At 53.5% G+C, this 12,766-nt stretch carries 10 protein-coding genes; 5 read left to right on the top strand and 5 right to left on the bottom strand.

What is annotated here, in order from left to right; genetic code table 11:
• Window positions 1-25: 25 nt before the first annotated feature.
• The 3 genes from PUP29_RS08945 to PUP29_RS08935 form a co-directional block, all read right to left on the bottom strand.
• Window positions 26-832: a PhzF family phenazine biosynthesis protein gene (locus PUP29_RS08945; RefSeq protein WP_434542790.1), complete on the bottom strand. Its 807-nt coding sequence runs from the start codon at window positions 830-832 to the stop codon at window positions 26-28.
• On the bottom strand, window positions 829-1,728 hold the full coding sequence (locus PUP29_RS08940; protein WP_079546203.1) for a TIGR03915 family putative DNA repair protein: 900 nt from the start codon (window positions 1,726-1,728) through the stop codon (window positions 829-831). The genes PUP29_RS08945 and PUP29_RS08940 overlap by 4 nt, the downstream gene beginning before the upstream one ends.
• Before the next feature lie 769 nt (window positions 1,729-2,497).
• Entirely contained in the window at window positions 2,498-3,820 is a 1,323-nt protein-coding gene (locus PUP29_RS08935) for a putative DNA modification/repair radical SAM protein (protein ID WP_353423037.1), read from the bottom strand.
• Between the two features lie 327 nt (window positions 3,821-4,147).
• On the opposite strand from PUP29_RS08935, the gene PUP29_RS08930 reads away from it, so the two are divergent.
• Window positions 4,148-4,783 (top strand): CatA-like O-acetyltransferase, encoded by a 636-nt coding sequence (locus PUP29_RS08930; RefSeq protein ID WP_353423036.1) that lies wholly within the window; start codon window positions 4,148-4,150, stop codon window positions 4,781-4,783.
• A gap of 249 nt (window positions 4,784-5,032) precedes the next feature.
• Here the strand turns inward: PUP29_RS08930 and serS are convergent, their stop codons facing one another.
• Complete coding sequence (gene serS / locus PUP29_RS08925) at window positions 5,033-6,307, bottom strand: serine--tRNA ligase (RefSeq protein WP_079546206.1); 1,275 nt, start codon at window positions 6,305-6,307, stop codon at window positions 5,033-5,035.
• Between the two features lie 122 nt (window positions 6,308-6,429).
• On the bottom strand, window positions 6,430-8,121 hold the full coding sequence (argS, locus tag PUP29_RS08920) for an arginine--tRNA ligase (RefSeq protein WP_353423035.1): 1,692 nt from the start codon (window positions 8,119-8,121) through the stop codon (window positions 6,430-6,432).
• 424 nt (window positions 8,122-8,545) lie between these two features.
• Here argS and PUP29_RS08915 point away from each other — a divergent pair, with 424 nt between their 5' ends.
• The 4 genes from PUP29_RS08915 to PUP29_RS08900 all read left to right on the top strand — a co-directional run bounded on the left by PUP29_RS08915 (window position 8,546) and on the right by PUP29_RS08900 (window position 12,729).
• The gene (locus tag PUP29_RS08915) at window positions 8,546-9,451 is read left to right on the top strand and encodes an FAD:protein FMN transferase (protein ID WP_353423033.1); all 906 of its coding nucleotides are present in this window, start codon (window positions 8,546-8,548) and stop codon (window positions 9,449-9,451) included.
• Between the two features lie 37 nt (window positions 9,452-9,488).
• The gene (locus tag PUP29_RS08910) at window positions 9,489-9,857 is read left to right on the top strand and encodes a NusG domain II-containing protein (RefSeq protein WP_353423032.1); all 369 of its coding nucleotides are present in this window, start codon (window positions 9,489-9,491) and stop codon (window positions 9,855-9,857) included.
• Window positions 9,841-10,359 (top strand): Gx transporter family protein, encoded by a 519-nt coding sequence (locus PUP29_RS08905; protein ID WP_353423031.1) that lies wholly within the window; start codon window positions 9,841-9,843, stop codon window positions 10,357-10,359. The genes PUP29_RS08910 and PUP29_RS08905 overlap by 17 nt, the downstream gene beginning before the upstream one ends.
• A gap of 87 nt (window positions 10,360-10,446) precedes the next feature.
• Window positions 10,447-12,729 carry a trypsin-like peptidase domain-containing protein gene (locus PUP29_RS08900; protein WP_353423030.1) on the top strand — a complete coding sequence of 761 codons (2,283 nt, stop codon included), beginning with the start codon at window positions 10,447-10,449 and terminating at the stop codon, window positions 12,727-12,729.
• Window positions 12,730-12,766: the final 37 nt, after the last annotated feature.

Genomic DNA, 12,766 nt, shown 5'->3' with positions numbered 1-12,766 from the left:
CTAAAAACGCATTGATCATACTATATCAGACGCTTCTGTGTTTCGGCACATAAAGCTCCGCTTTTGCATAAAGCACTGCATTTCCCGCCAATATCACTCGGTCATTTTCCATGCGGCAATGAAGTACGCCGCTTCTTTCAGAAGCTTGAAATGCCAACAACTCGTTTTTTCCAAGTCTTTCAGCCCACAATGGAGCCACATGGCAATGTCCAGAACCGCAGACCGGATCCTCCGGTACATTCAGTTTAGGAGCAAAGCTTCGAGTAACACAATCGTAATCAGTACCTTTTGCCGTTATCTGGACAAGAAGCCCGTCCAGCCTTTTCAACTTTTTTTCATCGGGAACTGCCTGAAAAACCTGATTCTCGTTCTCCATAACGCATATCAAATCCCGTCCTAACCAAGCTTCCGCCGGCCTAAAGCCAATCGCCTGTTCCATTTCGTCCGAAACGGGAATCGGCTTAAGCCGATATGCCGGCATATTCATTTCATACAGACCATTTTCTTTCTTTACAACGAGTCGTCCGCTTTTTGTCCGAAACGAGATGCTCCTGCATTCCGGCTCCAAAAAATGCAGCAACACATATGCCGTACCTAAGGTAGCATGCCCGCATAAATCTATCTCGCCGCCGGGCGTAAACCACCGCAAGCCATATTCATTTTCCTCTTTCACCGTAAATGCAGTTTCCGACAGATTATTTTCCCGGGCAATGTCCTGCATAAGAGGCTCCGCAAGCCATTCCTTCAGTACACAAACGGCTGCCGGATTTCCGCTGAAAACTTTATCTGTGAACACGTCGATAATATATTGCGGTATTGTCATATTCTTCACCTACATTCACCTTCCTTTGTGTCCTCCATCGGAATACTGCTCTCTCTGTTTTTAACCTCTGCCGAATACAGTATAGCAGAAGCCTCTGCCTGCGAACAAGAGCTTCTGCCTGCCGTTACGCCTTTCGCGGACGGCGCGGCGGCCCGCCTTATGAGCACGTCCTTTTCCACGGCAAATTCCGTCATATTCTCCCAATAGCGCTTGGGCATCTGTGCCATGCGGCAGCGCGGGTTTTCGCGCCCGGGAACGGCGATCGTCTCATAAAACATACGCCACAGCGCGCGGAACCGAAGCTCTTCTTCGCCCTGCTGCGGCATGGTAAACCGTTCTGCTGAACATATCTCTATCTTTCCATGCATATACACGAGAATGTCTCCGTGCGTTTTGTCGTAGATCAGAAAATTCTCATTCGGATACCGTCCCCGGAAGTGTATTGCGAGAATCGGCAGCACATAATTTTTCGGCGTGATCTGCGCGGCAAGAGCCTCCCCATAATCGGAAAAACGGATGAAGCCCGTCAGAAGATGCGCCTCATTCGTAAGCTGCTTCACCGCCTTATGCAGCGTGCTCACCACATCGTCAGCCAGCATATACAGGACTTTCGGCCCATATTCATAGCCCATACGTAAAAATGAGACGATATGCTTCTCTCTTTCCGACAGGCAGGTCAAAAACGCCTTGCGCACAAAATCAAGCGCGTCTGCGCCCATTTTTTTCGGGATCGATACAAGTACCCGCCGTGCGTGCGCGGGATCCGTTTCGACCGTACGCGTTCCAAACATCGATATCTGCACAGTATCCGGGCCGTATATCCCCTCCGGGATCTCCCGGCGGGCAATGCTTTCAAATACACAGCACAGCAGTCCGTCAAAGCTGCCGTCGTATTGATAAACCATCGTTTCTTACCTACTCTCGTCGGAGCAAAGTCGGCTCTGTTCCGTTTCCGCAAAAGCGGAAACTCCTCACGCCTCCTTGCTCCTCCTCTTCCCCACGCAACCCGCGTTGCTGGGCTTGCGCGGGGGCCCCATATTTTTGCACGCCCTTTTGCTTCGCTTCCGCCTCACGGCGAAAGCTCGCTCCTTGGGCGGCTCCTCCTTTACCCCAAACGACTCGCTTCGCTCGAGTCGTTCGGGGGCCCAATTTATCATGATCAAAGTCGGCTCTGTTCCGTTTTTGTCCTATTCTGCCTCGTGCATTTCTTCCGCACGGCAGTAGGCCGCTGCCAATCGCGCTTCGCTCCGCTTGCGCTTTTGGGCGTCCCTTGCCCGGGCACCGTTCTCCAAATCAAAGATTTGGACGGTGCTCCGTCTTCCCCACGAAACTCATTTCGCTTCACTCCATTCGGGATTTTGTGGGGACCCCAGTCTTCCGCTTACACTTGCGGCAAAACTACCGCTTATCAATCATAAAGAATGTTTCGTAATGAACAGGATTTGTGCTGACACAGCCGCACTTCTTTCCGTCCTTCTCTGCTCTCTTGGCACACTTCGTTCCCTTGCCCGCTTCCCCGCTGGCGGTGGCCGCCAGCGGAACTAGTCTGCGGCGTCAAGCCGCAGGAGCTTTTTTGGTTCTTTTTTGGCGATACCAAAAAAGAACATTGCGCCATTGCCCACACGCCGGGTTCGCGCACGGCAGCGCACCCTTTCCCTATTCCCTGCTCTTTTTTCATAACTGCCCGGTCAGGCACTTTTGTACGTCCCCCGCAAGCACGGCGGGCGGTTCAAAAAACGAGACCTGCCTGCTGCCGTCCGCGGAATACCCGCTCTGCCGATACATAGAAAGCATTTTCGCGGACATCATGGAGCACAGCACCTCTTCCTGCGTGAAGCGCGTACCTGCTTCCATCTTTCCGCGGCAGGTAATAAAATATTTCGCCCGCTTCCATACCACGCCGAGCTTTTTTAGCCCCTCAAAGGTCAGCGCCCCCGTTCGCCGTGCGGAAAGGATACGCCGCGCGCTTGTGACGCCAATGCCCGGCACGCGCAGCAGCGCTTCATACGGCGCGCGGTTGACCTCCACCGGAAAATATTCGGGATGGCAAAGCGCCCAATTGCACTTGGGATCGATAAACGGGTGGAACGTCTGGTGCTTTTCGTCGAGCAGCTCTCCCGCCGTAAAATGATAATACCGCAGCAGCCAGTCAGCCTGATACAGCCGGTGCTCCCGCAAAAGCGGCGGCTTTGTGTGCAGGGAGGGCAAAAGCGAATGCTCCGCAACGGGGATATACGCCGAGAAAAACACACGCTTCAGCTGGTATTTCCGGTACAGTCCCTCCGCGAGGCTAAGGATCTGAAAATCCGTTTCGGGCGTCGCGCCGACGATCATCTGGGTACTCTGCCCCGCCGGCGCGAACCGCGGCGCGTGCCGGTAAAGCGCAAGCTCCTGTGTGTTTTCCCGTTTCCGGTCGCGGATAAAGCCCATAGGCCCAAGCACCGCTTCCCTGCTCTTATCCGGGCACAGAAGCTTCAGACTGCCGCTCGACGGCATCTCAATGTTGACGCTCATCCTGTCCGCAAGCATACCGAGCCGGGCGAGCATCTCTTCCGATGCACCCGGTATCGCCTTTACATGTATATACCCGGAAAATCCGTATTCTTTCCGTAGAATGTGCAGGGTTTTCTCCATCAGCGCGCAGGTATCGTCCGAGCTGCGCACCACGCCGGAGCTTAAGAAAAGCCCCTCGATGTAGTTTCTGCGGTAGAACTGCATGGTAAGGTCCGCAAGCTCGCGCGGGGAAAACATTGTGCGGCGCACGTCGTTTGACCGGCGGTTCACACAGTATTTGCAGTCGAAGATGCAATGATTGGTCAGCAGCACCTTCAAAAGGGAGATGCACCGCCCATCCGCCGCAAAGCTGTGGCAGCAGCCGCCGGACGACGCGCTCCCCGTCTGCCCGTGCCCTGCCGTGCGGGATACCCCGCTCGAGGTGCACGCAACGTCATACTTTGCCGAATCGGTGAGTATTTTCAGTTTTTCAAATACGTCCATACCGCGCCTCCCGCCGTTCCTGTTTTCTTATCATACCACGGCGGGTGTACAATTACGGTCCTTTCTCAAATTAAATTTTATTTTCCGCGCCGCTTTCTCTTCCGCCCCTCATGGCAGTTTTTGTGCCGCCGTGGTACAATCAGGAGGGCGCCGCAGGCGCGGCGGCCGATGATTCCTGAAGCTGGCTGGGAGGTGAGTTTATGAAATTCTGCATTGCCGTATTTCCATGCAAGGCCTAATCGGATAGACTTGTATGGAACGATGTTTCTATCCCAACGCCCTTGCATTTCTGATAACGTTCCATCAAATTTGCAAAGGAGAATTGAGATGAATTATAAAACAGTGGAGCTCAGCCGTTGGAGCAGAGGAGACCTCTTTCAATATTATATAAACAGTATGCGTATCGTTATGAGCCTGACGGCCGACGTCGATGTGACCGGCTTGCTTTCATTTTCAAAAGACAGGCGTTTGAAGTTTTACCCCGTTATGATCTGGGCCGTCTCAAAGATCGTCAATGCGCACGATGAATTCAAATATGGCTGGGACGCCGCCGGGAACCTGATCAAATGGGATCTCGTTTCCCCCTCCTACACCGACTTCCACGCGCAGGACGAGCGCTTCACAAAATTGCTTACACCCTATTCCGATGATCTGCCGGAATTTCATGCGCGGTTTATGGCCGACCGGGAGAAATATCAAGACTGCCGCGCGTTCGTAAAAAACCAGCCCTCGAATTTTTTTGACGTATCCTGCCTGCCGTGGGTGCGCTACCGGCATTTTGACGTTCACGTTTTCGACGAGGGCAAATTTCTCGCTCCGGTCGTGACGTGGGGAAAATATGAACGGGAAAACGGAAAATATATCATGCCCGTTATGATGAACATTCATCATGCCGTAGCGGACGGGTTCCACCTGTCCCGCTTCTTTGCGGAGCTGCAGGAGCTGATCGCTTCCTCCGCATAGGCCTGCCGGACGCGCCGCAGCGCCTGATGGCTTTAGCTGTCTTGATTTGTGTCGGAGCAGTATAAATTTGACCTCTTTTTTACATTCTTTTTACTGTTTCCGGGCAGACGCGGATGCCTTCCTCCGTTATCCTATAAGAAGAAAGCGGGCCGGACCCTGCCGGCACCGGACAAAGCAACCATACCCACCTTGGCAAAACAAAGCCGCCGGAGCATCAGCTCCGGCGGCTTTGTTTTATCCGTTTTTTATTTACTTTACCCCGCGTATCACTTCGCGTCCGAGATAGGGGCGCAGAGCGTCCGGCACGCGAATGCTGCCGTCAGCCTGCTGGTAGTTTTCCATGATCGCCGCGACCGTCCGTCCTACGGCAAGCCCGCTCCCATTGAGGGTGTGGACGAACTTCAGCGAGCCATCGCTGTCGCGGAAGCGGATATTCGCGCGCCGCGCCTGAAAATCCTCGAAATTCGAGCAGGAGGAGATCTCCACATACCGGCCATAGCTCGGCATCCATACCTCGATGTCATACGTCTTTGCAGAGGAAAATCCAAGGTCGCCGCCGCACAAAAGCACCACGCGGTATGGGATCTGCAAAATCTGCAAAATGCTTTCCGCATTTGCCACCAGCTTTTCCAGCTCAAGGTACGATTCATCCGGACGGGTGAATTTCACAAGCTCCACCTTGTTGAATTGGTGCTGGCGGATCAGCCCTTTCGTGTCCCGGCCCGCGCTGCCCGCCTCCGCACGGAAGCACGGTGTGTAGGCGCAGCGGTAAATCGGGAGCTCCGCGCCGTCGAGCACTGTCTCGCGGTACATATTCGTCACCGGAACCTCTGCCGTCGGGATAAGATACAGGTCCGTATTTTCGATATGATACATATCCTCCGCAAATTTCGGGAGCTGCCCCGTTCCCTCCATAGACTTCTGATTCGCCACGAACGGCGGGATGACCTCCGTATAGCCGTTCTGCTCGGTATGCGTGTTCAGCATAAAATTCATCACCGCGCGTTCAAGGCGCGCGCCGAGGCCTTTATAGAACACAAAACGGCTGCCCGCTACCTTTGCGCCCGTTTCGGGGTCGAGTATCCCAAGGTCGTGCCCGATGTCCCAATGCGCTTTCGGCTCAAAATCGAATTTGGTCGGCGTAAGGAATTTACGTATCTCCTTGTTGTCGCTGTCGTCCTTTCCCGCCGGAACGCTCGCGTCCGGCCGGTTCGGGATCGACATCATAAGCTGCCCCAGCCGTGCGGACATCACCTGAAGCTCCGCGTCATAGTCTTTGATCTGCGAGGCGAGGACCTTCATCTCCATCATAGTGTCGGAGACGTCTTCCCCCTTTTTCTTCATCGCCGGGATCTCTTTGGATATCCTGTTGCGCTTGGCTTTCAGCTCCTCCACCTTCGTCATCATGGCGCGGCGCTCCGCGTCGAGCTTCATGACCGTGTCCAGCTTGATCTCTTTTCCGCGCTTTTTGAGCGCTTCGGCAATCGTTTCAAAATTTTCACGCAATACCTTCAAATCCAGCATAATCAAAACCTCTTTCTATCAGAAATGGAATGGACTGTTAAAGCCTTGCCGCATGGCCGGGCCGTTTTTCCTCCGCGGGCGCTTCGTCCGTCCGCACAGCCGTATCCCATCCTTATTCTTTCTCACATTTTGTCCGGCGCCTTGATACCAAGCAGGGCAAGCCCCGTTTTCAGCGTATTCTTCACGCCCCGCACCAGCGCTGCGCGCGCAATGGTCTGCTCCGCGCTGCCGTCGATGATCCTGTGCTCATAATAATACTTGTTGAACGCCTGAGCAAGGTCTAAAAGATAGCGCGTGACATAAAAGGGCTCGTTCTTCTCGCTTGCCGCCGCAAGCGCCTGCGGGAAAGACGCAAGAAGCTTTAGGACGGCAAAGGCGTCGTCGTCCGTCAGCGCATCCATATCCGGCTCTCCCGTGAGCTCCGCGCACCGCGCGAGCACGGACGCGCACCGCGTGTGCGTATACTGCACATACGGGCCCGTTTCCCCATCGTAATTCAACACCCTGTCGAACGAGAACGTGATATCCTTGATGCGGCTCTGCGACAGCGTCGAAAAGATGACCGCGCCCACTCCGATCTCCTCGGCGACCTGCTCCTTGTTTGCAAGGCCGGGGTTCTTTTCCTCGATGACCGCCCGCGTTTTTTCCACAGCTTTTGTGAGCACGTCCTCCAAAAGCACGATCTTTCCCTTGCGCGTAGAGAGCGTTCCGTCCTCGAGCGACACCATGCCGAACGCAACATGCTCGCACTGCTCCGCCCATTCGTGCCCCATTTTTTTCAGCACCGCGAACAACTGCTTAAAGTGCAGGTTCTGCTGATAGGCCACCACATAAAGGTTTTTATAAAAATCGTATGTCTTTTTACGGTATTCCGCCGCCGCAAGGTCGCGCGTCGCATACAGCGTCGTCCCGTCCGATTTCAGTATGATCGCCGGCGGCAGGCCCTCCTCGTCGAGGCGCACCACCCACGCCCCCTCGCTCTGCACGAGCAGATTTTTTTCGCGCAGCTCATCTAAGACCGCGGGGATCTTGTCGTTGTAAAAGCTCTCGCCCGCGTAGCTGTCGAACTGTACGTCGAGCCGTTCATATACGCGCTTCGCCTCGCGCAGGGTAAGCTCTTTGAACCATTCAAAAATGCGCAGGGCCTCTTCGTCGCCTTCCTCGATCTTTTTGAACCATGCGCGCCCCTGCTCGTTGAGGCTTTCATCCTTTTCCGCCTCCTCATGGAAACGCACATACAGCTTGAGCATGGCGGAAACGGAATCGCGGTCGATCTCCTCGTCGTTCCCCCACAGCTTATAGGCCGCGATCAGCTTGCCGAACTGCGTTCCCCAGTCGCCGAGATGATTGACGCCCACCACGTCGTAGCCGAGGTATTTGTAAATTTTATACAGCGCGCTGCCGATCGCCGTGCTCGAAAGATGCCCGATGTGGAACGGCTTTGCGATATTGACGGACGAGTAGTCGATCACGACCGTTTTGCCCGCGCCGGCATCCGACCGCCCCCAGTCTTCTCCTGCCTCTTCCAGCGCCGAAAGCACGCTTTCCGCATAAAAATTCCTGTCATAAAAAAAATTGAGATATCCGCCCGCAGCCTCCGTACGCGTCACGAACGCCGGCGCTTCAAGCTTTCCGGCGAGCTCCTGCGCGATGACGGGCGGCGCCTTCCGCAGCTCCTTTGCCAGCTTGAAGCAGGGCAGGGCCGCATCTCCCATTTTCGGGTCGGGGGGCGTTTCCAACAGCCCTGCGACCTGCGGCGCTTCCATACCCGCCGCTTTTGCTATCGTTTCCGCAAGCGCGGTTTTAAGATCCATTTCCATTCCTCCGAATGCCGTTTTTACAATTCCTTTGACCGTAGCCTTTAATATACCATAAAAATGGTTCCTTGTAAATAAAGCAGACCGCATAGCGGGCGCGTTTTGCGCAGTTCTGCGCTTCATTTGAAACGGCGGACGTGCGCAGGTTTTTTCTCTTCGGCCGCAGCTTTGCCGGTCTAAAGACGGGTTTTACCGCCGGAGCCAATGTGATATAATAGGAAACGACCGAAACGAAACAGGGGGCGCTTATGAAACTCGGACTGAAACGTCTGTTATTCTTACTTCCATTTCTTGCGGCGGCGGCCGTATTTTTGATCCTGTCCGCAAGATGAAGCGTATCCTTTGCGTCCTTAGCGTTGCCCTCTGCTTATTTGCACTCGTATCCTGCGCGCCCGTGCAGCAAACAAGCGAAATTTTTGCGATGGATACCTTTATCACCCAGACTGCCTATGCGAACAACGGCGATGCGCTTACCCAGAACAACGAGATGATACGCAGGCTGGAGGGGGAAATGTCACGCACCATCGAAACGAGCGATGTATGCAGGGCAAACGCTGCGCCCGGGCAGGACACAGAGGTCTCGGAGGAAACGGCGGAGGTGCTTGCCGCTGCGCTCGATGCGGCGGAGGACACCGGCGGCGCGTTTTCCCCCGCGCTCGGCAGCGTCATCGCTGCATGGGGCTTTGGTACGGAGGATGCGCATGTTCCCAGCGAAACAGAGCTTGCGTCCGCGCTCGATCAAGCGGATTACCGCACGGTGACGCTCAGCGGGAACACCGTGAACACCGGGGGCGCGATGCTCGACCTCGGGGGCGTGGTCAAGGGCTATGCGCTCGATAGGGCTGCTGAAAATCTGAAAGCGAACGGCGTTCAGTCCGCCATCATCTCGTTCGGCGGCAGCATCTATGCCGTCGGGGAAAAGCCGGACGGAAGCAGCTACAAGGTCGGTATCCGCGATCCGGAGGGCGGGGAAAACGATTATATGGCGACGATCGAGCTCAACGGGCGCTTCGTTTCGACCTCCGGCACATACGAGCGCGGCTTTTCGGAAGACGGCGTTTACTATCACCATGTGCTCGACCCGGCCACAGGCTTTCCTGTCGATAACGGCCTCGTTGCGGTAACTGTCCTTTCGGACAGCGGTATCCGGTCGGATATCTATTCCACCGCGCTGCTCGTAATGGGCGCGGAAAAGGGCGCGGTATTCGCGGAGGAGCACGGGATAGATGCGCTCTTCCTCACCGAGGACAAGCATATCATCACGACGGACGGCTTTGCGGAAACGTATGGGCTTACCGTCAGAAACGGAGCATACAGCCTCGGCTGAAGCGCCTGCGCCTCCTCATCAACACGGATAAGAAGCTATGCGGAATAAACTCATCACCAAAAGCGATATCATTTTCACGGCGGCCATTGCCGCGGCTGTTCTTTTGATATGGTTTTTCACTTTGCCCCGCACGGCGGGAGAATATGTCGTTATCAGGCGGGGCGGCGAGGTCGTTGCGTCTCTGCCCCTTTCGGAGGACGCCGCCCTTGCGGTGGACGGGGTTTACCGTAACGTGTTCGAGATCAGAAACGGCTCTGTGCGCATGGCAGAGACCGACTGCCCCAACCGTCAGTGCGAACGGACGGGAAGCATTTCCCGCGCGGGGCAGTCTATCGTGTGTGCGCCGAACGGCGTAACTGCGACCATCACGGGAGGGGAGGCTGATGTCGATGGCATTACGGGATAATAAGACCTCCCGCTTCGTGCTCGCCGCCGTATTCTGCGGGCTCGCGCTCGCGCTTTCCCTGCTCGACGGCGCGGTCTCTTCCCTGCTTCCCCTGCCCGGCTTCAAGCTTGGCCTTGCGAACGTCGTTTCCCTGCTTGCGCTTCTCACGCTCGGGCTTCCGTGGACGCTGCTCATCTGCCTTGTGCGCAGCCTGCTTGCCGCGGCGCTTTCGGGCAACCTGACGATGCTGTTTTTTTCGCTCGCAGGCGGCGTCGTTTCCATTCTCATCATGCGGCTCGCCCAAAAGCGCCTGTCCGTTATCAAAACGAGTGTGCTCGGCGGCGTCTCCCACAACCTGATGCAGCTCGTGTGCGCGGCGCTGCTGACCGCCACGCCGCAGGTCTCCTATTATGTTCCTGTGCTCGTCCTTACGGGCACGGTGTGCGGCTTCTTTGTGGGCGTGCTGTGCACGCTCGTATCCCGGCGGCTCCGTCTTCCATTCGCGGCCGCTTCGCCTGAATAAACCTTTTTTCAAAATAATACTCAAAAAGCTCTCTTTTCATTGTATAATAGAGTTACCGAATAAAATTCTTTTATGGGTGGGTGTATCATGAAAAAATTTTTTTGCGTGCTTCTCGTCATCGTTTTGCTTCTGACTTCTTCCGCCGCGCTTGCAGCGTCGGTTCCGCAGCCCGTGTTGGACGCGCGGGAGTCCACAGTACATATCAAAGTAGATGTTGAAAATGGTTACTCCACCGGCTCCGGCTTCGCAATCGGCACAGATACACCCGTCGAATATATCATAACAAACTATCATGTAATCGATGAAATGACCGGAGCATGCATGATATCTTTTGGAAATTATACCGTAGTGAATGCGACGGTCGCCGTTTCCCTTCCGGATCGGGACCTCGCCATTTTAAAGCTGGACGAGCCGATTTCCTCTATGAAGCCTCTGCCGCTCTATTCCGGCGAGCCGTCCGCCTTGGCGGGAGAGCAGGTCTATGCCCTCGGATTCCCGGGCGTTGCGGACGATCTTTTTGAACGCAGCAATTCCGTGCGGGACGACGTGACCATGACGGATGGTATCATCAGCGCGGTCAAACCCTCCTATTCGTTCGGCACCGGAGAACGTACCGTAACGGGATTACAGATAAACGTTGCCCTCAACCACGGAAATTCCGGCGGACCGCTTGTAAATGGAGAAGGTATCGTCGTAGGCGTGAACACGATCGGTTCTGCCGTAGATTCGAACCTCAACGGTGCGGTCTGCATTTCCGAGCTGCTTTCCACGCTGGACGCAAAGGGAATCTCCTATCTTTCTTCCGCTTCTCCCGTAGCTTCCGCAACCGCTAAAAATCCATGGTTGATACCCGCGGTCATCGCTGCCGCCGTATGCGCGGCTGTTGTTATCCTTCTGGCTGTACGCAGACGGAAAAAAACGCGGGGAAATTTTGTCGCCCTGAATACTTATCTCGCGGAAAGCAACGGTAAAATGGGATACGATATGACCGTCTATACGCTTTCCCCTCTGTTTACGCAGCTTAAAAAAGCACACGAAAACGGGCAATGCCTGCTCGGTATTTATCCGGAAAATATCCGTTTTTACCCGGAAGCAGGCAGGGCCATGCTCATTCCGCCTAAAAAACAGGCGCTTTGCATGGGCTATTCCGCTCCCGAACAATATAAGGAGATACCGCAGACCGGACCGTGGACGGACGTTTACCAGCTTGGCGCGCTTTTCTACCGCATGCTGACAGGCGTTCGCCTCGCAGACGTCATGACACGTGCGGAGGGCGATGCCGAAACAACGCGTAATATTGAAGCGCTTGCGCTCGTGCCCGCCAAAAAAGAGGCGCTTCTGCAGGCAGTTTCCCTGAATCGAAGCGAACGGTTTGTGGATATCGGAGCATTTCTGGAAGCACTCGAAATAAAAGCAACGGAGGCTGTTCCCGATTTAAAATCATTTTCTGTTCAGAAAAAAACGCGGAAGAAGATGTCTTCTAAAAAGAAAAGGCGGATTTTTATATTTAGTATAACAGGATGTGCTATTGCCATTATCTGTATTTTTACAGGTCTCTTTATTACGACGAATAATCAGGCATATCAATATTTAGAAAATAAAAATTATGCGCAGGCATATCAGACCATTTCCAAATTACCCGAACTTACGGAAGATATTACCAATATTAAAAGAATTTCCGAAGCAGGTATGTTATTGGAAGGCGGTCAATATGAAGAAGTACATAATTTGCTTGAAGGTCTTGAGCATTACGATATGGCGCAGGTAATTATGAATGCCCTTTATACACAAGAAAAGGCTTCTGAATTCCAGCAGGTGTACGATCTAATACTCAATGGGAATTTCAATGAATCAAAAGCTCTATATAAGGAATTTTTAGAAAAATATAATATCGAAAGTAATTCCGAAGAATGGAAAGAGCTTGAATATCAGCGTGGTACAGCTTATTTCACAGCAAAAAATTATTTATCTGCAGAAATAATTTTTTCAGGCATCGAGGATTATTCAGATGCCCGTGATAAAGCAAAGGAATGTATCGTTACGGCAGCAGTAGCGTATGCTAACAACGGCGATTTTCTATTAGCTCTTTCTGCTTTGGAAGAATATAAAAATGAATCTGATCTACAGTCTCTGGTTGCAGAAATTACAGAAGCAATTTATCAAACTGGATACAAAACTATTCGACAAAGCAATTATACTGAGGCCAACCGTTATTTTTCTGCCATCCCAGACTATAAAGATTCTCGTGATTATTTAAATCTTTTAGATAAAGTTCTTCTCAGATTGCCCACTGAATATAATGAGTATTATGAAGCATTAACGCAAATCGAGGAATTAGGTTTTCTGCCAAACGCAGATAAATTTAGATAATAGGCGCACTGCTTTTCATCGCCACTCTCTATATGGC

The sequence above is a fragment of the Christensenella massiliensis genome (genome assembly GCF_040409835.1).
GTDB classification, from domain to species: Bacteria; Bacillota; Clostridia; order Christensenellales; family Christensenellaceae; genus Christensenella; species Christensenella massiliensis.
This window is presented reverse-complemented; position numbering and strand designations above follow the sequence as displayed.